The organism is Pedobacter sp. R-06 (assembly GCF_049913135.1).
Lineage (GTDB): Bacteria > Bacteroidota > Bacteroidia > Sphingobacteriales > Sphingobacteriaceae > Pedobacter.
This window is the reverse complement of the sequence record NZ_CP183977.1, coordinates 1,435,779-1,455,861: the sequence shown is the minus strand read 5'-3', so window position 1 is coordinate 1,455,861 and position 20,083 is coordinate 1,435,779. Positions and strand designations below refer to the sequence as shown.

The following is a 20,083-nucleotide window of genomic DNA, read 5'->3' as shown; positions in this document are numbered from 1 at the left end:
CAAGTACAGGAACAATTAAAAACTGGTTGTAACAGATAAACATTACTGCCAGAAATTAAAATAACAATAAAACAGAAATGAGAAAAATAAACTTTATTATAGCATTCATCTGCCTTTTAACTATCGGCGCCAAGGCACAGGGCCAATTCACCATACTCGGTAAGATGACCGAAAAAACAGGTCAGGCAATGGCGTACCTGAGTTACAGCAATCAGGGAAAAAAGGTTTTGGATTCGGTAGTGGTTCAAAACGGACAGTTTGTTTTTAAGGGTACCGTAAATAATCCTCTGCGCGCGTATATCTATCTTAAGCCCGTTGTAAATGGTATTTATCAAAAACCAAATGATGGTATAGAATTTTATCTTGAAAATTCCAAAATCACCATCACCACGAAGAGTTTGCTCGGAAACGCCTCGGTGGCAGGATCTAAAACCAATGATGAACAGCGGCAATTGCTGGCCATGCAAAAACCTTTCCGGAAAATTGCAGACTCCGTTATGAAAGTTTACAACAGTTGGAACGAGGTGCAGAAAAAAGATTCGGTTTTACGTAGATCATTAAGAGCTCCCATGCTTGCCTCACAGGCCGGTTATGATAGCGTTAGCCGCATATTTATCTCCAGAAACCCTAATTCCGTTGTATCATTGGTTACTTTCATTAGCCTTGAGCTCCGCCAAGATTTCAATCCCGATACCGCGCAAGCTAAATTCGCAAAATTTACGTCCAGTCTGCGCGAATCAGCGCCGGGAAAAAAAGTACAGGCAATGATTGAAGTGGGTAAAAAAACCAATGTAGGGGTTACTGCAACAGACTTTACCCAGAACGATCCCACAGGAAAACCAGTCAAGTTATCCGATTTCAGAGGACAGTATGTACTCGTTGATTTCTGGGCATCGTGGTGCAAGCCATGCAGAGCAGAAAACCCTAATCTGCTTAAAGCATATAATAAATACAAAAGCAAAAATTTTACAATCCTTGGCGTATCAATCGACGACTCTGATATGAAAAAGGCATGGTTAAATGCAGTTCAACAGGATGGTTTACCATGGACGCAGACCTCAGAACTCAAAGGAGCGAATAGTGAGGCGGCGCTAGCCTATGGCGTGACCGCGATTCCAGCAAATTTCCTGATCTCACCAGAGGGGAAAATTCTCGCGAAAAACTTAAGGGGAGCTGAACTTGAAAAAAAATTAGCTGAGTTGTTAGGCTCAAAATAGTTTGATTCCCTTACTCAACGGTACAAATTCCCAAATAAAATGAAAAAAACAATAATTCCAGTGCTTATGCTGCTACCCTTGATCGGAGCGGCCCAAAAAAGCTATACGATCACCGGGAAAATTAACGGATTAAATGAACCTGCTAAAGTTTACCTGGTCACCATGCAGTCAAATCAATTTAAGGATACCGATTCATCAACTTTTGTTAACGGAGCGTTTCAGTTTAACGGAAGCGTAACTGAACCGCAGCAGGCAGCACTCAGGCTAAAACGCGTCAATACCCCGGAAACTAAATACCGCCCGGACATGTTTGATTTTTTTTTAGAAAACTCACAGATCAGTGTTACGGCTAAAGATTCCATTAAATATGCTTCGGTTAACGGATCTGTGGCAGATCGTGAATACAGGGACCTGGAAGCAATAGCCAGTCTGATGAGAAAAACAATCGCCCGGATACAGGATGAATTTGGAAAAAAAAACAATGCCGGAGTATCGGTTTATCCGTTGGAAATCCGCAAAAGTGCAGGTGAGAGCGTTCAGAAAACAGTAGAAGAACTCCGGAAAATCAGGCTGATGTTCGCGACATCCCATCCACAATCTTTTATGGGATTATTTACATTTAACGAGGTACTGGATCAAAAATTTGTACCCACTGAGATGGAATCCCTGTTCAATAATTTTTCAGCCGAACTGAAGTCTTCTCCACTTGGCAAAAAAACCCTGGAGAGAATAAATATTGCTAAAAGGGCCCAAACCGGTATTAAAGCAACAGATTTTACTCAGAATGATCTGAATGGAAAGCCATTTACCTTATCGTCTTTACGCGGCAAATACGTCCTTGTGGATTTTTGGGCAAGCTGGTGTGCACCATGCCGGGCGGAAAATCCGAATGTAATAAAGGCCTATAATGAACTCAAAGGGAAAAACTTCGAGATAGTGGGTGTATCGCTGGATTACCCTGGCAGTAAAGAGGCCTGGGCCGCCGCAGTTAAAAGCGATGGCCTGCCGTGGATCCAGGTGAGTGATCTAAAAGGCTGGAAAAATGAAGTAGCCCTTACTTACGGGATCAATTCTGTTCCGCAAAACTTATTAATCGATCCCCAGGGAATGATTATCGGGAAAAATCTCAGGGGCGAAGCGCTTACAGAAAAATTAAAGCAATTGATCAAATAAATTCAGTCTGAGGCTGTATCATAAATATAGAGTTGTCATCCTGAGCTTCCTGATGAAAATCGGGACAGGTAGTCGAAAGTACCTGCTTTAAATGTTTTAAAAGGTATTTCGGCAACTCGTCCCGATTCTTCCGGAGGCTCAACGTGACAAATTCAGTTGAATTACAATTTATGAGAAAACCTCGTTGATAATAACCTTATTCATGAAAAGATATATCATGTTTACCTTATTGGGTATTACATCAGTTTTTGTTGCCAGTGCTCAAACAAAACCGGCAATCCCAACAACCACTTCTGCAGACTCGCTAAAGAAACCAGCAGCACCTGTAGCCCCTGCAGCAAACAAGAATCTGCCTAAACCCTTTGAACAGGTCATTACCGGAAAAGCGGTTACGCGCAAAGGAATGATCACCACCCACCGACTGGAAGACAAATATTTCTTTGAAATTGCTGACAGTACATTGGGCAGGGATATTTTGGTAGTGAGCCGTATTTCTAAAGGCGGATCAACAGTTGGTTACGCAGGAGATCAGCTTGGAAGTACAGTAATCCGTTTTGATAAAGGCCCTTCCAATAAAATTTTTATGCGCAAAATTTCATATAAAACATATGGAACAGATAGCACAACCGCGATGTACCAGAACCTGCAGCGCTCTAATATTCAACCTATTGCCTCCTCCTTCCCAATTGCTGCTTACTCGGCTGATAAAAAGGGGAGTGTAATTGATATGACCGATTACATCAACAGTGATAACGATATTTTTTATTTTGGCTCTGCCACTGGTAAGGCAGGTTTCCGTTTTTCGGCACCGCAGCCCGATAAAAGTTATATTATAGGGATAAAAAGTTTTCCCTCAAATGTAGAGATCAGTGTAGTAAAGACGTATATGCTCACCCCTGCCCCACCAAAATCTGGAACTGCAGGCGATATTGATATGAGTTCTCAACCAGGTGCTGCTACCATAGAACTAAATGTTTCAATGGTGATGTTACCCAGGATACCAATGAAACCCAGATACGCCGACCCAAGAATTGGCTATTTCACAGTTGGATATACTGATTTCGATGGTAATCCACAGGGTATAAAGGAAGTTGAGATGATAAGACGCTGGCGGCTTGAGCCCAAAACCGAAGACCTTGCTGCTTATAAAAGAGGTGTCTTGGTAGAGCCAAAAAAACCTATCGTATATTATATTGATCCTGCAACACCAAAAAAATGGGTTCCATATCTTATTGCCGGGGTAAATGACTGGCAAAGGGCTTTTGAAAAGGCAGGATTTAAAAATGCCATTCTGGCAAAAGTAGCACCAACAAGTCAGCAGGATTCTACCTGGAGTCTGGAAGACGCACAACATTCGGCAATTGTATATAAACCATCTGAATTACCAAATGCCACCGGTCCCAGTGTTGCCGATCCACGCAGTGGCGAGATCATGGAAAGTCACATCAACTGGTATCACAACGTGATGAAACTCGTGCATGACTGGTATATGATCCAGGCTTCAGCAATCGACCCGCGTGCCAGAAAAATGGAATTCAGTGATGAACTGATGGGCCAGCTGATCAGGTTCGTATCTTCCCATGAAGTGGGACATACTTTAGGCCTGAGGCACAACTTTGGTTCGAGTTCAACCGTACCTTCGGAAAAACTAAGGGATAAAGCATTTGTAGAAGCTAACGGGCATACACCATCCATTATGGACTATGCGCGTTTCAATTACGTTGCCCAACCGGAAGATCATATAAGTCCAAAGGGAATTTATCCACGCATTGGTGACTATGATTTCTGGGCTATCGAATGGGGTTACAAATTCTTTGACCATAAAAATGCGGCAGCTGAAATTCCAATATTGAATAAGCTTACCATTGAAAAGCTTAGAGACAACCATTTATGGTTTGGTAGTGAAGCGAATCTCGATGACCCGCGTTCCCAAAGCGAAGACCTCGGGGACAATGCTATGATATCCAGTGAATACGGCATCAAAAACCTCAAAAGGGTGCTTGCCAAATTACCTGAATGGACAAGGGCTGATAACGAAGGGTATGGCAACTTAAAAACAATGTACAGCCAGTTGATTGGTCAAATGGTAAAATTTATGGGCCATGTTTCCAGGAATATTGGAGGTGTAATGGAAACACCGAAAACAGTTGAACAGATTGGTCCGGTTTACCAGCGCAATCCTATGGCAAAACAAAAAGAAGCCATGGCCTTTTTAGATAGGGAATTGTTTAAAACCCCATACTGGTTACTGGATAAGAAAATTCTCGGGATCACTGGTATCGATCCAATATATGTGATCACCTTGTTGCAATCCCCTGTTCTGTCCAGGCTGTTGGACAATGCGACTTTAAAAAAATTGATTACTGCCGAAGCATTAGAGGGAAAGGATGCCTATAAAGTTACAGACTTATTTGGGGACTTAAGCAGCTCTATTTTTTCTGAGCTGAAAATGGGGACTGAAATTGATATTTACAGACGTAATCTTCAAAAAAACTACATTAACCAGCTAATCACCCTTATTAATGGTCAGGGTGCCGCAGCTGCTTCTTCAACCGACGTGAGTTCCGTTGTAAAGGGTGAGCTAAAGGCTCTTCGCAGTTTGATTAAAAGTGCAGCGACAGTGAGCCAGGGGCAGACGAAATTTCATCTGGGGGATCTGGATGAAAGAATTGACGCTGCTTTAAAAGCCAAAGATTAAACACTCTTTTTAAATGAAACGACCAGATTTGTTGCTTAATAGGTTTGGGGAGATCCCAAACCTGTACATACCGCCTCCCCCGAGACCAGAGAAATGACAGAGCGCATTACATTAACCATCCTTGCAGACTCCCGCCCAGGATTATTACATATCCTATCAGGGGTTATCGAGAAGAAGCTCATTAGAATTATAGGTTTCTGTTTAACCCAGCCTGAAGTGGATGGGACTGTTAAAATTGTTGTCGAGGTGCGCATCGAGCTAACCGATGTGAACACTTTAAAATTAAAGCTTCAAAATATTATTGAAGTTTATTCAGTTACTGTGAACGGCGCGGGAGTGGTTGCCGGCTATAGCTGAGGATGAAGCCAATGTAAAAAATCTTTATGACCAGCAGATTAAAGCATATTGTTAATCCACTACATTTATTATTTCCTTGCTAAAAGATTAAAGCCATAACAATAACCCAAATGCATATTGATCCACTTATAAGTAATAGGTATTCCCTGATAATTTTTCTTTTTTAAGGATTTCTGACTCAATGAAATTAATATTTATTCAATCTTTAAAAACCGCTGACGGTTCCAGTACCCCAATTTTGACCATTCGGATGACCGCTGCACCTAATGGACAAGTAAACCTAAACGAATAGGATTAGCAAGATAAATACCTTGAGGTCTTTATTGTTACTCGCTCGATTTTAAGATACATTGTTACTTCGCGGATTGATCAAACCCGTCACTAAAAAATTCAGCAAGGGTGATATCCAGTGCTGACAATACCTTGAGCAAAGATGAGAAATGCAGATCTTCTCCATTTTCATAGCGCCAGAGCTGCGTACGGTTAAGGTCATGTTTAAAGGCAAATTTTTCATAGTTCCGCTCCCCTTTCGCTTCCCTGAGGAAACGAATCCGTGCACCAAGCAATTTCAAAACTTCCTTTATATTCTCGCCATCCTGCTCATTTTTAGCTTTACTCATACCGTAAAGTAAACCAAAATGATGCGCCAGAGGTACCTCTAAAAAGAAACATCATATTAGATACATCTTAAAAGAAACAAATTTTGTATCTTTATACTGCTAGAGATACTATAAAATATATGAACAAGGAGGAATTATTACAGACCCCTATTGACAGACTTGGTTTTAGTACTAATTTTTGCAGGGCTTGTGACTCAATGCATTTCAGCACATTAAACGACATCACATCTATTTTACCTGAACGACTGATCAATAAAGAAGGGTTCAGCTATAGCTGGCTGGGGGAACTCAGCGCGTACTTAGATAAGAAAGGATTGTTGCATTTACTGCAACGGCCATAGGAAAAAAATTACGGTTGATCCGCAGGACCATACGCTGTAACAGGTCACGCATGCGTGCAGCGGTATGCTGGTCAATACTATAAAATTCTTTACTGAGGCTTCCCGGAGAAATAACAGCTTGTCTTTTACTTTGAAAATAACCAGCAAAACATTTAAAAATAAACTGAAGGTTCTGAGTGGCAAAAACACTCTCTTCGTATAGTAAACGGATCAGGCAGGACAGGTGAGCGACCGACATTTCCAGCGGTATTTTAGGAACAATGACTTCACTCCCCTTGCACAAAGATTTTTCTGTCAATGCAATTTCTTCCATTAACCAGTTCCCTAACATGGTTTTCATGGAAGGCCATGAGGGATCATAAGCGATGTTTTTCACTTCAGGAGACGACATAACTTCTGCTTTCCGCTCAACCAAATAATTAAGCCTTCCGAGGGCGCTAAAATCGCCAAAAGCATTCCTGATTGTATCCTGGTAGTAAACCAAAAAAGAAAGGTTGTTGAAATTTGAACGAATAAGTAGAGAAACCAGTATTTTTTCCGCCTCATCCGAATCAGAATCGAGTGAATCTAATTGATGAACAATCCATTTGAAATAATGTAATGAACGAAAAGTAAATTTTACTATCCCAATATTATCGGACATTACTTTGAACCATTTTACTAGGCAGGTTATCAGAGAAGCATCTAAGTCGATCGACTTCAGCGTTTTCTGGATAGCACAAATATCTCCACTAAGTTGAGAAACTAATCGTTGATGATAAGTTATAGGCGCAATGGCATCTTCATTGAAATAACTGGAATAGTATTTTCGCAGATGGTCAATTAGCGCTAAAAGTTCATCTTGGGGAAGCGCATACTTTTCAGAATCGGAAAAATCGGATAATGTAATGGAAGTGGTTGAGATGATATCGAGATGATAATGAAAATAACGCACCAGGCTATTCTCGGCTGTACCGGAAAATATTGCCTTCTCCCATGCTTTATAGATATGACCAAACTGAGTTTCGAGATTAATTTGGGCTGTTTTATCGCTATCGGAATATTCTTGCTCAAACAATATTTCTTCTATATCCTTCAGTTCATTCTTAAGCATAGCAAAAAGATTTTCCTGGTGCGTTATCCATGTTTTCTCCTATTGGTTGAAAATATGCGTACTGGAAATGATTGTGGTATTTACCGTAGTTAAATCAGTTTCAGTACCACTACCCTTAACTTTAAAAGATTTGTAGCGATTAATAAGCCTTGTGCTTTTTTGCGGAAGTTTTCTTGATTTCATCATAATTTTAATTTTTATGTTAATTTAAGTTTGTATATATTAATCATGTAATTTATTACAGATTCAATTGTTTTGGGAGTAAAAACTATAGGAATGATTACATATTTTGATAAAGCAAAATTCAACCCATTAGCTAAAAAGTTATTTATTGTTCATGCGATCTGTTGGATCTTGTTCATTACCTATGAATTGGCGTTTGTATACTATCATGTTGGGTTTTTAGAAAGGCCCTATATTTATATAGTATTTTATTCCATAAATCTAGTGCTATTTTACTCACATATAGGCGTATTAAACTTCACTTTCAATGGAGTAAAATTTAATTATATAAGTGGTTTGCTGCTGTTGGTAAGTATATCTGTACTCTATCTTGTCGTTAAGGGTATCGCGGATTATTTATTAGGTAACCCACAACCGATGCGCTATGATCCTTTTACTTTTATTAAAGCATTTTTTCCAAGAAATATTGCACGAGGTTTCTACTTCATTTTGTTAGCAACATTTTACTGGGCCGCTAAACATATCGCTAACTACAAGATCCAGGCTACGGAAGCCGAAAAACGACAATTGATGGTCGAAAAACAAAATTTAGAGTTGGAAGCTCAGCTTACCAAGTCCCGAAATGCCTACCTGCAACAAAAAATCAACCCACACATGCTCTTCAACGCGCTTAATTTCGTGTACAACAGCGCACAAAAATATTCCGATGATGCAGCCAATTGTATATGGCTACTTTCAGAGATCATGCGTTTCAGCCTCGAAGAAGCAGGTCCCGATGGAAAAATAAAACTAACCAGAGAAGTCGAGCAGATTGAAAACCTCGTAGCGATTAACCGCTATCGTTTTAAAGAGCCCTTGTACATCAGTGTAGAAATTGCGCACGATTTGAGCGATTACAAAATCATTCCATTAATCTTGCTCACCCTAACTGAAAATATATTTAAACATGGGAATTTAACAGATCCCAACTCGCCGGCTTCGCTTAAACTGTTTTCGGATGCAATCGGTAAATTAACTTTCTACAGCAGGAACTTAAAAAAATCAAAGAACGGACATCCCCGTCAGCGAAAAGCACTGGGTCTACAAAACATCCGGCTCCGCATGGATTCATTTTATAAAGGCAATTACAAGCTACAGATCAACGAGCTAGGCGAATTTTACGAACTCACTTTAACCCTACAATTATGAGCTTAACATGCTATATCATTGATGATGAATACCATTCAATCGAAGTACTCGATAAGTACGTCAATCAAACCCCAGGCCTCGAACTTGTTGGCAGCTCCACCAACCCGCTTTTAGCCCTGGAAGAACTGTGCACTGCCCGAACTCCCGATATTGTTCTTTTAGATGTCGACATGCCGCAACTCAACGGCCTTGATGTGGCCGACCTTATTGGTTCAGCGAGCAACATTATTTTCACAACCTCCTACCGAGAATACGCACCGGAAGCCTTTGAAAAAGATGCAGTAGATTACCTGCTGAAACCCATCAATTACGCCAGGTTTTTAAAAGCAGTTACCAGGGTACGCTCAAATCTCACCAGTCAGACCAATCAAACCACTGCTAGCCCATTCTTTTTCGTCAAAAGCAATATTAAAGGAAAATTCAACCGGATCACTATCGCGGATATCCTTTATATTGAGAACATAGGCAACTACATCATCATCCATATGAATGACGAAAAAGTCACCACTTATCTTACTTTAGCGGAAGTCCTTTCCAAGCTGCCTGTCGAAGGTTTTTCCAGGATCCATCAGTCTTATATCGTCAACCATGCCGTTATACATTCATTGGAATATGCCCAGGTAAGACTAAGCGGTGAGGTGACTATTCCGATCGGCGGAACCTACCGCACCGCCTTTCGGGAAAAAATTCAGCCCGCGCTACTCATCAGCAAAAGAGACAAGAGTGATCACTAGACTGAAGACTTTTCACGGGCCAAACGTGAGCTGGTATACTTTTGCAGGCAATAGTAGACAAGCAGCTCCTGTTGTCTCTGCCTGACAGAAAAAGTCCGGTTGAGTTGCATATGCACCAGGTCGGCCAATAACTTCATTTTATCATCAATGGAATAATTCTCTGTAAGCCCTTTCAAAACAGACATCTGCGTTAAAAATGGCGAAAGATGCTTTGATAAATCCCTCCTTTCCAGCAAATCCGCTATCATTAATTTCTTCTCCCGGTACTTCTCATCCATTGCAACCTTGAGCAATTTATCTGCCCTGAACTCTGCCAAAAACTGATCCGTCACCTTAATAAAGTAATCCAGCACAGCTTCCAGAGATAAAAAAAAGCAACTGATCATGCGACAGGCAGTCAGCAAGGCCAGTTCAAATTCGCTAAGCCGGAAGGGATTGTTTTCCTTTAAAGTTAACACCAGTACAGCAAGATGGCTTCCCGCGCAGAAAAGATCTTCTACAGGTGAGATGAGATCGGCCCCATAGCGTTCGATTTCCCTCCGGTAGGTATCTCCCTGGAAATCCCTTATGAGTCTGTCATGTCCGGAGGATTCAATCTTTTTACGTAAAGCCACGAGTATCGGCCCCAGATCATGTTCCTCCGCCTGAATGCGTAGACGCAAGTGATAGCCTTTATCGCTGTAGCGGATGAAAAACCATTTTTTTACCCGCTTTTTCTGCCCTTTGATGAACGGAAAAATCACCTGACTCAAGATTTCGTCCGAAGCGCGTGGAATGCAGAAAATTTTAAGGTAAAGCCAATTACTTCCCATTAAAAAGTCGCGTTGTTTTTGGCGATATACAGCTGCATCTCCCTTTTTTAAAGGTTGATAAACATTATTTTCATGTGCGAGAAAAGCAATCATCTGCCCCGCAAGCGGTTTTTTACCAGACAGGACAGACCGGTCAGGCAACAGATATTCCTGAATGGTTACCCGCTTTAAACCTTGAATGCACTGCAGAAAAAATCTGGCCTCTGTCATATTTGCGAGGTCAAAAACCAGTTGCTGGTCTGTTGCCCCTATCGTAATGTGCCGGGGAAGGTGGTATTTCTTGCGAAACCCAGCCAAGGCTTTAATTGCATCAACGTTATCTCCTGCAGTTAAAAGCGCCAGGTCTGATTCCTTAAAATTCCATTTCGCCAGACAGAGGATCACCCTTCCGTAACAGACCCGCGGGTAAAAACCCAGGCCCGGAAAAAAGTTTTCCAGGTTAAAAGAAAGTCCGGCCTGTACACCCTGAAATTGCAGGTCACACAACAGCCGGAAAACCGGCGAATGGTTATTTCGAAAGTTATAGGCCGTCGCCAGACGGGGAATGACTCTTTTCTTCAACCTAGACGACTCCAAAATCAGCTCATCCCCTTTCAGGGAAAGCAGGAGGTCCCCCGGCAGTACCAGGTTTTCAGTAGGTTGTGAAGGAAATACGTTAAGGGGTATTTCGTGTGTATAAATGGGCTTGCGACGATTGATATTGTCGACGTGAGCATCAGACTGCTGGGCGATGTCGGCAAAAACAACTTCCGGGTTAGCTGAAGTTTCCCTTTCTGCAAGCTCGCTGCAAAACTGGTGTACCGGATCACTAAAGCATGAAAACCTTCCAATCAGCGAAACGCCGGTCACCCCACCCGAACTTTCAATAATAAGGTGCTCACCGGTCGAACGGTACATGATCGCCTGCGTTTGCGGCAAAGGTAAAATGGGTCTTTTTTGATTTTCCAGTTTGATGACATCCTCTTCGCTGATCTGCAACGGGGCCCAGGGATCACGAAGAGTATCTCCTACCCAGAGCTTGAAAATAAACTGCTGGGAGGCATGCCAGCCAAGGGTCCTGTTCTCTTCTTCCGGCACAGGGAAAGGAATATTCTCCAGGATGTCCTGATCAGGCATGGATGGCTCCATTTCGCCATAATGCAGTCCTCCATCGGGATCTAAGGCCAGTAGCAAAGGCACCCTTTCCTGATCAAAGCGCGAACGGAAATCGCGGATAAAACGCGACAGATCAGCAGGCTGCTCAGCATTTGACAATAACTGAAGGACACGGACAGTTTTGGAAAGTTCTTCCTGTTCAGCGCTGTCTGGTCCTCCAATGTAGTTTGGTCTTTCCAGCGCCGCGTAAAACGGCTGGCCGAAAGGCTTTGTTTCTTTTGCAATTTCCCTGATTTCCTTTGCCAAAGCAGACAGGGATGCTTCAGCCGATAAGGGGATCCTGGTATAATTTTTCCAGAAAACGTTCCAACCAGGTAAGCTTAACAGGTTTTCAATCACCTCGTCATCAATTACCCCGCCCTGAGTATAATCGAAAACCGCTCCGGCATCAAGCAGAAACTGGATGTATTCAGCGGCTTCGTCTTTTGAACATTCAGCATGCTGCACAATCCAGCTTAGCACTACTCGTTTTGAAATCTTTTTTGACGATAAAAATGAAAACAGCTGTACATTAAATTTTACGGCATCTATCCCTTGCAGGGAAAAGCGAAACCGGCCCTGATCATCCAAAGATGATTTCGTAAAGCGCAAAACGTCATTAAACCGGTACAGCGCAGGATTGACCACTAATTCTCCCGGCAGAACAGCCCCCACCGTGTTTTTCACTGCGCTTAAAAAGCCCTGGTCAGGCAATAAATGAAGGATTGACTCATCGCTTCCAGCAAGCCTCACCTGACCGCCGTTTCTCCAGTGGAGAAAAGTGAAAGAGGAAAAGCCCCCAAAAGGCGTCGGCCTGAAGCACATCCTGTTGTAATACTTATAAAGGGTATGTCTTTCCCTGTCCGCTAATTTATCGAAATCAAATTCCTTTTTTTCCAATAAGGCGTAAAACGCCGGGCTCGCCAGAAATACTGCATTGCGGAAAGCCTGTTCCTGCAACACCTCCGGCAACCGCGAAAGATCATAACCGGCAAAGCTGTAGTACGGCGCCCGTAAAAACAACTGTGGTAAAAACCGGTAAACCATAAACTTACTTTCTTTCATCTCTTCATCGCTTTAAAGGGTATACTACCCATCTCATACTGTTTTAACTTTTCTGATCGCCGTTAATTTGTTTCATAAATCTTTTACTATGAAGACGATTTTTAAATCATCCGTCCCACCACTGCTTGTACTGCTGTTTGTTTATGCCGCCCTAAGCAAGCTCTTCACTTTTTCAGACTTTGACCAGCAGCTTCACAACCAGTCTTTTCCCAGCTGGCTTGCTGATTTCCTGCTGTATTTTTTAATCCCTGCAGAAATCATCATTGCGCTGCTGCTGTGTTTCAAGCGGACCATCATATCTGGTCTGCTGTTTTCATCTGCACTGCTGCTGGCCTTCACATCCTACATCGCCATGGTCATGCTCCATTTCTGGGAGAGGATTCCCTGTTCATGTGGGGGCATTCTGAACCAAATGGGTTGGACCACACATCTTATATTCAATAGTTTCTTCCTGATCCTCAACCTTCTCGCTTTGTATCTCTATACAGCTGAAAGGAAAGGATTGAATACGTTCAATATCATCACCAACGACCAAACAGGGCAAGCTGAAAACCTGCGAAAAGAGTAAGCATCATTTTTTTCACTAAAGTTTTTCTGAATGTTTTTTGATGTAATAAAGCATTCGTTTCCTATGAAAAGGATCAAATTAAACTTTGCTGCTATCGCGTTCTTACTTGGAACAGGCGTAGCAGTAGCATCTACTGCTCAAAAAGCCAATGTTAAATGGGGTTTCAATGGGACGTCTTATGAAGAGGTAACCGGCGACTACAGCTGTGAATCCTCCATCAACACTTGTACCCGCACTTATCCCGAAGGTCAAAATCCCAATGTCAATGACAGCGGTTACATTTTGCAGGAACTTGGCAATTTTTCACAGTAGTATCTGATTAACCTTTTGAACCAGCAACCGGCATCGCGCCGGTTGCTTTTTTATTTACCGCTCATTCTGCGGAATCCCGCTGGCAGATATTTCTTCAGCTGGAATGGGCAGCACATAACGCCTATCACCAGCGATTAATGTGAATAACTGGCCGGAAACCGTGCGGACTATACTTTTTGCAAAGCGCGGATCTTTATTAAGCCGTCTGAGGTCTCCCCAACGAAGCCCTCTGAAGGCGAGTTCCTTACGTCTTTCTTTAAGGATAATCCTGAGTGCCTCCTCTGCATCGGTCGCACTCAGGAGCTGATAGGTCCCTTTGGCCCAGCGCGTAACCAGCAGGGTGTTTAGTTCTTTCACGGCCTCGGTAAAACTGCCTGTCCTTGCCAACGATTCTGCGCGGATAAGGTACATCTCGTCTACACACAATCCCCCAAACAGCTGCAGGCGGAAGCCTGTATACCGCCCCTTGAAATAAAAAGGCGCGGGGCCTGCAAAGAATATACTTTTTCTCAGGTCCTTGTCTGCATAGAGCTGGTATAACTCATCTGCAACCGTGGTCCTGGTGGAGGAGGTAAATCCATATGGTATGAGCTTATCATAAAATATTATCTCGGGATTTTCCGCCGCCGGAGAAGAGGGAAATGGATTGGTTGCGGTCTGGCTGATGGTATTGTAATCCAGTAGGGAATGGTTAAGTGCAAGTGATGCTGCCGCGTATTTATCGGCCAGTTCATAATTTTCCATATTCAGATATACCCGAGCCAATAGTGCATCCGCTGCAGCCTTTGAAGGACGGCTTTTGAACTGGGTCAGCTGGGGCAATAACTTTTCTGCCTCCAGCAGGTCACTTGTAACCTGGTCATATACCTGCTGTACGGAAGCCCTTCCCACCTTCGCATTCACATCTGCTGTGAGTCGCAGCGGTATCCCCAGATCCACGCCAGCGGTGTTCTTGTCATAGGTTTTGGAAAACAACTGCACCAGATTATAAAAAGCAAATGCCCGGTGAAAAAGCGCGCTACCTTTAGTCGTGTTCCAATTGGTATTCGATGCTTCTGCCCCTTCCAGATCCTTTAGACCATCTAATATGATATTGGCATAAAAGATCTGTTGATAAGGAAGGTTCCAGTCTGTACAAGGCTGGTTCTGATAGAGATCTTCAGCCCACAGGTAGCTGTTTTTCTGTATCGCCGTGGTGAACCCAGCCACGCCGGCATCATTGGCGTAATAGTCATCACCAGAAATTTCCTGCAGCGAGGGACTGGTGTTGAATATGGTCAGGTTATCCATTAAGGCATTAAAATCTTCCAGGGTTGTGGGAATGAGCAGCGCCTTATCAGGCTTTTTGTCCAGAAATTCCTTTTGACAGGAACTAAAAAGCAGGCCGGACAGCAAAAGGCCCATCAGTAAAAATATTGGTTTCATAATATTCAGTTTCGTTATCATCATTTTAAAAATCAGCTTTAATGCCTACAGCAACCGTGCGGGCGGGCGGGTAATCCGCGACGTGATAATCCGGGTCAAAATGGGTTTTGGTCGACTTCCAAATGATCCCGATGTTATTGGCATAGAGATAAATCTGCAGTTTACTGAGTGCAAGCTGCTGCAGTAAGTTATTACCAAACTCATAAGATAGGCTAATGTCTTGCAGGCGGATATTATCTGCCTTTTGTACCGTTGCGGTAGAAAAATTATAGAAACTGTCCCTTGCCGCATTAGTGCCATCAGGCATCGAAGGGATGGTGGTGATCAGTTCATCACCAGGCTTCTGCCAACGCTCGCTATACCTGCCCTGAAAGTAACCCTGTCCGGAAAGAATGCTGGCGTAAAAAATGCCCGGCTGCCTGAAATAGTAACCCAGGCGATAGCTGATATTTGCAGAAAAGGAAAACTGTTTGTAGCTGAACGTGTTCCGCAGCGCGCCGTAGCTTACCGGCCGGGCAGGGCCATTGTAAATCAGGTTACCTACGGTCGCTGAAGACAATAGCTGCCCGTAATCTTTGCTTATTTTGCCCTCCAGATAACCCTGAGGGTCGCCGTTCCGGGGATCGAGGCCTGCGAAGGCATAGCTGTAGACGGCGTAAAAGGGTTTTCCCTGTAAAGGATAAACTTCGCCATCGGAAAACTGTACATATCTACCTGCCGGTTGCTGCAGTGCGTAATCCACAACTTTATCCATTACATGGCTAAAAAAGAAACTGGTCTGCCATTTAAACTCACCAGTCAGATTCTGGCTGTTTAAACTAAGGTCAATGCCTGCACCGCGGGTATTCGCCGTGTTGCCGCGGAAGGTAGTGATGCCCGAGGAGGGTGCAAAGGCAATATCCCCGATCAGATCGACACCCCGCTTAAGGTAAGGTTCTATGGTGCCGCTGATCCGGTTGTTCCTCCCCGCAAAATCGATCCCGATGTTGATCAGTCGTACACGTTCCCATCTCAGCTCGGGGTTTGGTGGATTGATGACCTGCGCATATACGGTATTGATGGCATTGCCTGTCACGTACAGCGCGGTCGTAAAAGCAGAAAGGCTTTTATTCACATTGCCATTGTACCCGTAGGTTAGCCTCATTTTTAGGTACGGTAGCCACTCGAGGCCGTAAAAAGGCTCTTTATCAATATTCCAGGCGAGTCCCGCCGAATAAAGGGGCACCCCCTGTTGATTGGTTTTTACCCCGAATAGGTTACTCTGGTCCAGCCTCGCACTGGCAGACAGGGTATACCGGTCAAGGTAGGTATACGCCGCATTCGAGTAATAAGAAATATTGCGGTCGGTCAGATCGGTCATGCTGTTATAAAAAGGGATAGCTGCCAACGAACCGGGGATTGCATACTGGGGAAACTGGCTGAGGTAATCGACCCCTAAAGCAGTTGCATGGCTATCGTCATACCCATACGAACGGTTGCTGTTCCCCACCGTATGGAAATCACGAAGTTCATATCCTGCAATGGCCGTGAGACTATGTTTATCATTCCATTGACGGTTAAAATTCAGCTGTCCCCTAATGCTTTGACTGGTTGCGGTGAGCTCATTCAGATCGAGTATCGCGCCATGCGGAATAGCGTAAGAGAGTTTCCCGTTAGCATCAACCGCCGAAAAATTATTGATCAGATTCCTTGTAAAATAGGTTTTTTCGCTGCGCAGGTTCCGCCCGTTAGTGATGCTCTGTCCATACTGGTAAAGTAAAGACAGCGAAAGATAAGGCTGGATTTTATAACTGGCGCCAAAATTAAGCCGGTAATCGATGAGTTTCTGGGATTTATCCGCCAGGAAGATTTCTTCCAAGGGCTTATAACTCCAGTCGAGCAGTCCCCGCTGCCGCGCGGACTGTATAAAACCCTGACGGTAGTCGTGTGTTATCGCAAGGGGATTCCCGGTAGCTTCAGCAAGCCTGGCGTAGGGATACAGCGAACCGCCATTACCTGTAACAAGTCCGATCAGGCTTGTCCCTGGATTGTTGGTAACAGTATTGCTCTGGCTATAATAAAATCCTGTAGTTACCTCCAGTTTTTTCTTCAGTAAAGTCAGGGACTGTCCGCCATTGAAGGTATAGCGGTTAAAACCGTTTCCTACCAGATTATCCCGGTTATGGTCGTAACCTCCCGACAGGTTAAAGCGCTGGTTTTCACTTCCACCATTAAAATTCAGCGCATATTGCTGATTTATACTTTTACGGTAAAAGTAGCTGTCAAAATCATTACGCACATCATAAGCGGCCAACTCATTGATCTGCGCATCCGCCTGGGCAGTGCTTATTTTACCATCTCTTCGGGCAATCAGCAATTCCACAACAGGCGTAATCGCCGGATTATTGAAACCTGTTTCGGCATTCAGATAAAAACCCTTGTCAAAAAGCAGTTTTTCAACACCGATGAAATCCGCAGCAGACATCCTGGGCTGATAAAAGATATCCGGTTTATCACCGATTGTCGCATTGGCATTAAAGCCAACCTTAAGGGCCTGGTTGTAACGTCCTTTTTTAGTGGTGATCACAATCACGCCATTACCGGCCCGCGAGCCCCAGATGGAAGCCGCAGCAGCATCCTTAAGTACCGAGATACTCTCCACATCATTGGGATTGATATTATTGATATCTCCATCATATGGAAAATTATCCAGGACAATCAAAGGACTGGAATTCCCATAAATCGTATTCTGTCCCCGAACACTGATCAGGCCTGCCCCGGCCGACTTTCCTTTGTTAAACAGCAGGCCCGGCGTAACATCTTCCAGCCGTTCCAGCACACCGGTACTCACCCTTCGGCTGAGCAGTTTATTGTCCACCTGAACAAAAGAACCCGTAGCCCTTTCCGCCGGAAGCGTTTGGTAACCCGTGGAAACGACAACCTCGTTCAACTGCGCTGCTGTAGCAGACAGCACAACCACCACCGGCTGATCACCAGCAGACACCTTCAGGCGAACAGGCTCATAACCCAGGTAGGATACCAAAAGGGTAACCTTGACCAGCGAGGATTTCAAGGTGAAACTCCCCGTTTGATCAGTAAGCACTGCAACACCGGATTCTTCCATTTTAACGGTGGCTCCAATCAGGGGAATGCGTCCGTCGGCCGCCACAACTTTGCCCTTTATTTCTTTTGTGGGCTGTTGAGCACTGACAGGTAAACTGTAAAGCAAAAACAGCGTTGCAAGATATAGTATAATAATTTTCTTCATGACTAAAATTGTGTTTAGCGTTTACGGATAACGAGCATTTCGATCTCTGCAGGTTTTTCCACAAAGCGCAGGTCATAGCGGGCGAGCGCTTTATTGACCTGCTCGATACTACGCATATTGGCCGTGAGCTCGAGGTCGACCATTCCCGTATACCCTGTCTGGTCAATCATCGGAAGCGGATTCTCTTGTAAAGGAACCTGTAACCGTTCAATAAAAACAAAGAGGAAGCAGCTCGTTAATTTGCAGCCAAAGCCGTCCACGTAAACCGAGGGCTGCCCACCCGAGGTACGGAGTTTATCTTTTGAAGAGGTACGCACTAAGGCCAGGGCTTGTATTTTTCTTTTTTCCAGCCCTACCCGGTAATCCGAGAAAAAACCCTTTAGCTCGTCTTGCATCAAAGCATATGTCCGCGCACTGGACTGCTGATTAATCATGAGCTCATAACAATATCCCCTGCCCTGCTTCAACCAGTCCAGAAAATCTGCGCTGGCCAGATTTTTCGGATCAAATTCTTCCACTAGGCCATCTTCGAGCGCCGTTTCTTTTTTTTCCTTTTTGTAGGCTATCCGAAAAAGTTCAGGCACGGTCAGGTTACGCCCGGTAATGCGCCTCACCGGTCTGCCCGACTGTACATCTACATCTTTATAGATCCCGCGGCCGATATTGGTGATATAACCCGAAAGCTGAGATCGAAAAATGCTGTTATCGAGATCCTCTCCCTCAAAAAACAGCGGCTTACTGGTATCATAAAACATTCTCTCATCCTTTTTAACTTTCAGGTCTAAAGATCCTGCCGCTAACAAAGAATTTATATTTTCACGGGACACAGCCTGCCGGTCGGTTATGGCCTTTACAACACCATCTCCACCTATCCATACATAGTGCGGCAAAGTTTGATGCGGAAAAAGCCTGACCAAAGTCGTATCCGCATAGACCATTGGCAGCGAAGAAACTTTCCCCGTCTGCCGCAGCAGCTTTTGATAAAAGGCATCCACTTCCTTAAACGACTGATAAGCCACCGGGAGGAACTGCACACGCCCTTTAAACTCTTCTTGCAAAGCCTCCATTTTAGGGATCATCGCAATACAGGGCGAACACCAGGTTGCCCAGAAATCCAGGATAAGCAGTTTGCCCTTAAAAGTTGAAAGCGCCAGGGCTACCGGCTTTTTATCTGACCCCTTGAGGCCAGAAATATTCTGTATAAGTACATCCGGCACCTGTTGCCCAATGGCTATTCCTCGATTATTTGCAGACCCCGAGGTAACTGATATATTTTTATCCTGGGCATGTACCCAAAAAATTGGGCATAGCAGTAGCAGGAAGCATAATTTAAGCTTCATTTTGATTGATTTAAAACGTTAAAAAATTAGAAATTGAAAGTAAAGCCCGCCTATGCCCCTATTCCTTCAATCTTTCCTTGCTCCATCAGCGTCCGCACGGTCGTGACTAGTTCGATCAAACCATCGAAAACATCACTAACTTCCTGTTCACTGATATTAAGATCCAGAAAACCCTTGTTATCGTTCAAGGCATAGCCCTGAAACGACTCCAGCAACGTCAGCTTTATTTTATCGACACTATAGTGTTCATAAAATGATTCCAGCACCTGTTGAGCTGTTTTCAAAGAAGGGCTTCCAGGATTATAATCAGATAAAGTCATGAATTGATGGTTAGGGAAAAGTGCTAATTGATTAAAAGCAAGAGCAAAGTTTGACTACTTTACAGTAACATCTGGTAACTGGATTTCAGCAGTGATCGAAAAAACCTCAGCTTCCAAGGTAGCCTTATTCTGGACCTTTAATAATATTTTTGATTGGATTTTGGAGCGAAGGGGAAATAAAATCAATGTCAGAATTTATAACCAAGATCACATCGCTATCAATACAACAGAAACAGGTAAAATCATCCGGGCCGGG

The 20,083-nt window shown here is 43.7% G+C and carries 16 protein-coding genes; 8 read left to right on the top strand and 8 right to left on the bottom strand.

Annotation, left to right across the window (positions count from 1 at the left end; genetic code table 11):
* The first annotated feature begins 77 nt into the window (after positions 1 to 77).
* From ACN9MR_RS06190 to ACN9MR_RS06175, 4 genes are all read left to right on the top strand, one after another.
* On the top strand, positions 78 to 1,217 hold the full coding sequence (locus ACN9MR_RS06190) for a redoxin domain-containing protein (RefSeq protein WP_426328735.1): 1,140 nt from the start codon (positions 78 to 80) through the stop codon (positions 1,215 to 1,217).
* Positions 1,218 to 1,256: 39 nt separating this feature from the next.
* Entirely contained in the window at positions 1,257 to 2,390 is a 1,134-nt protein-coding gene (locus ACN9MR_RS06185; RefSeq protein WP_426328734.1) for a redoxin domain-containing protein, read from the top strand.
* A gap of 202 nt (positions 2,391 to 2,592) precedes the next feature.
* The gene (locus ACN9MR_RS06180) at positions 2,593 to 5,088 is read left to right on the top strand and encodes a zinc-dependent metalloprotease (RefSeq protein ID WP_426328733.1); all 2,496 of its coding nucleotides are present in this window, start codon (positions 2,593 to 2,595) and stop codon (positions 5,086 to 5,088) included.
* A gap of 93 nt (positions 5,089 to 5,181) precedes the next feature.
* Positions 5,182 to 5,445: a hypothetical protein gene (locus ACN9MR_RS06175; RefSeq protein ID WP_426328732.1), complete on the top strand. Its 264-nt coding sequence runs from the start codon at positions 5,182 to 5,184 to the stop codon at positions 5,443 to 5,445.
* A gap of 353 nt (positions 5,446 to 5,798) precedes the next feature.
* Here ACN9MR_RS06175 and ACN9MR_RS06170 read toward each other — a convergent pair whose 3' ends face one another.
* The 3 genes from ACN9MR_RS06170 to ACN9MR_RS06160 all read right to left on the bottom strand — a co-directional run bounded on the left by ACN9MR_RS06170 (position 5,799) and on the right by ACN9MR_RS06160 (position 7,685).
* Positions 5,799 to 6,065 (bottom strand): helix-turn-helix domain-containing protein, encoded by a 267-nt coding sequence (locus ACN9MR_RS06170; RefSeq protein WP_426328731.1) that lies wholly within the window; start codon positions 6,063 to 6,065, stop codon positions 5,799 to 5,801.
* Between the two features lie 288 nt (positions 6,066 to 6,353).
* Entirely contained in the window at positions 6,354 to 7,499 is a 1,146-nt protein-coding gene (locus ACN9MR_RS06165) for a hypothetical protein (protein ID WP_426328730.1), read from the bottom strand.
* Between the two features lie 39 nt (positions 7,500 to 7,538).
* Positions 7,539 to 7,685: a hypothetical protein gene (locus tag ACN9MR_RS06160; RefSeq protein WP_426328729.1), complete on the bottom strand. Its 147-nt coding sequence runs from the start codon at positions 7,683 to 7,685 to the stop codon at positions 7,539 to 7,541.
* Between the two features lie 90 nt (positions 7,686 to 7,775).
* Here ACN9MR_RS06160 and ACN9MR_RS06155 point away from each other — a divergent pair, with 90 nt between their 5' ends.
* Entirely contained in the window at positions 7,776 to 8,870 is a 1,095-nt protein-coding gene (locus ACN9MR_RS06155; RefSeq protein WP_426328728.1) for a sensor histidine kinase, read from the top strand.
* A complete protein-coding gene (locus ACN9MR_RS06150; protein WP_426328727.1) occupies positions 8,867 to 9,604 on the top strand; it encodes a LytR/AlgR family response regulator transcription factor in 738 nt (245 codons plus the stop codon). The genes ACN9MR_RS06155 and ACN9MR_RS06150 overlap by 4 nt, the downstream gene beginning before the upstream one ends.
* Here ACN9MR_RS06150 and ACN9MR_RS06145 read toward each other — a convergent pair.
* Positions 9,601 to 12,615 carry a thiopeptide-type bacteriocin biosynthesis protein gene (locus ACN9MR_RS06145; RefSeq protein ID WP_426328726.1) on the bottom strand — a complete coding sequence of 1,005 codons (3,015 nt, stop codon included), beginning with the start codon at positions 12,613 to 12,615 and terminating at the stop codon, positions 9,601 to 9,603. The genes ACN9MR_RS06150 and ACN9MR_RS06145 overlap by 4 nt on opposite strands.
* 88 nt (positions 12,616 to 12,703) lie before the next feature.
* Here ACN9MR_RS06145 and ACN9MR_RS06140 point away from each other — a divergent pair, with 88 nt between their 5' ends.
* Both ACN9MR_RS06140 and ACN9MR_RS06135 read left to right on the top strand, forming a co-directional pair.
* Positions 12,704 to 13,183 (top strand): MauE/DoxX family redox-associated membrane protein, encoded by a 480-nt coding sequence (locus tag ACN9MR_RS06140; protein ID WP_426328725.1) that lies wholly within the window; start codon positions 12,704 to 12,706, stop codon positions 13,181 to 13,183.
* 63 nt (positions 13,184 to 13,246) lie between these two features.
* Positions 13,247 to 13,495 carry a DUF6520 family protein gene (locus tag ACN9MR_RS06135; protein WP_426328723.1) on the top strand — a complete coding sequence of 83 codons (249 nt, stop codon included), beginning with the start codon at positions 13,247 to 13,249 and terminating at the stop codon, positions 13,493 to 13,495.
* Positions 13,496 to 13,549: 54 nt separating this feature from the next.
* Here the strand turns inward: ACN9MR_RS06135 and ACN9MR_RS06130 are convergent, their stop codons facing one another.
* Genes ACN9MR_RS06130 through ACN9MR_RS06115 form a run of 4 tightly spaced genes read right to left on the bottom strand, consistent with a single transcriptional unit; the run spans position 13,550 to position 19,827 of the window.
* Positions 13,550 to 14,920, bottom strand: coding sequence for a RagB/SusD family nutrient uptake outer membrane protein (locus ACN9MR_RS06130; RefSeq protein WP_426328722.1), 1,371 nt, complete (start codon positions 14,918 to 14,920; stop codon positions 13,550 to 13,552).
* A gap of 25 nt (positions 14,921 to 14,945) precedes the next feature.
* The gene (locus ACN9MR_RS06125; RefSeq protein WP_426328721.1) at positions 14,946 to 18,167 is read right to left on the bottom strand and encodes a SusC/RagA family TonB-linked outer membrane protein; all 3,222 of its coding nucleotides are present in this window, start codon (positions 18,165 to 18,167) and stop codon (positions 14,946 to 14,948) included.
* A gap of 14 nt (positions 18,168 to 18,181) precedes the next feature.
* On the bottom strand, positions 18,182 to 19,507 hold the full coding sequence (locus tag ACN9MR_RS06120) for a TlpA family protein disulfide reductase (protein ID WP_426328720.1): 1,326 nt from the start codon (positions 19,505 to 19,507) through the stop codon (positions 18,182 to 18,184).
* Between the two features lie 50 nt (positions 19,508 to 19,557).
* The gene (locus ACN9MR_RS06115; protein WP_426328719.1) at positions 19,558 to 19,827 is read right to left on the bottom strand and encodes a hypothetical protein; all 270 of its coding nucleotides are present in this window, start codon (positions 19,825 to 19,827) and stop codon (positions 19,558 to 19,560) included.
* Positions 19,828 to 20,083: the final 256 nt, after the last annotated feature.

Coding starts and splice junctions, on each gene's coding strand:
- ACN9MR_RS06180 (WP_426328733.1), top strand. CDS start 2,593: ATGAAAAGATATATCATGTTTACCTTATTGGGTATTACATCAGTTTTT.
- ACN9MR_RS06165 (WP_426328730.1), bottom strand. CDS start 7,499: ATGCTTAAGAATGAACTGAAGGATATAGAAGAAATATTGTTTGAGCAA.
- ACN9MR_RS06185 (WP_426328734.1), top strand. CDS start 1,257: ATGAAAAAAACAATAATTCCAGTGCTTATGCTGCTACCCTTGATCGGA.
- ACN9MR_RS06190 (WP_426328735.1), top strand. CDS start 78: ATGAGAAAAATAAACTTTATTATAGCATTCATCTGCCTTTTAACTATC.
- ACN9MR_RS06115 (WP_426328719.1), bottom strand. CDS start 19,827: ATGACTTTATCTGATTATAATCCTGGAAGCCCTTCTTTGAAAACAGCT.
- ACN9MR_RS06135 (WP_426328723.1), top strand. CDS start 13,247: ATGAAAAGGATCAAATTAAACTTTGCTGCTATCGCGTTCTTACTTGGA.
- ACN9MR_RS06125 (WP_426328721.1), bottom strand. CDS start 18,167: ATGAAGAAAATTATTATACTATATCTTGCAACGCTGTTTTTGCTTTAC.
- ACN9MR_RS06140 (WP_426328725.1), top strand. CDS start 12,704: ATGAAGACGATTTTTAAATCATCCGTCCCACCACTGCTTGTACTGCTG.
- ACN9MR_RS06160 (WP_426328729.1), bottom strand. CDS start 7,685: ATGATGAAATCAAGAAAACTTCCGCAAAAAAGCACAAGGCTTATTAAT.
- ACN9MR_RS06155 (WP_426328728.1), top strand. CDS start 7,776: ATGATTACATATTTTGATAAAGCAAAATTCAACCCATTAGCTAAAAAG.
- ACN9MR_RS06145 (WP_426328726.1), bottom strand. CDS start 12,615: ATGAAAGAAAGTAAGTTTATGGTTTACCGGTTTTTACCACAGTTGTTT.
- ACN9MR_RS06175 (WP_426328732.1), top strand. CDS start 5,182: ATGACAGAGCGCATTACATTAACCATCCTTGCAGACTCCCGCCCAGGA.
- ACN9MR_RS06170 (WP_426328731.1), bottom strand. CDS start 6,065: ATGAGTAAAGCTAAAAATGAGCAGGATGGCGAGAATATAAAGGAAGTT.
- ACN9MR_RS06120 (WP_426328720.1), bottom strand. CDS start 19,507: ATGAAGCTTAAATTATGCTTCCTGCTACTGCTATGCCCAATTTTTTGG.
- ACN9MR_RS06150 (WP_426328727.1), top strand. CDS start 8,867: ATGAGCTTAACATGCTATATCATTGATGATGAATACCATTCAATCGAA.
- ACN9MR_RS06130 (WP_426328722.1), bottom strand. CDS start 14,920: ATGAAACCAATATTTTTACTGATGGGCCTTTTGCTGTCCGGCCTGCTT.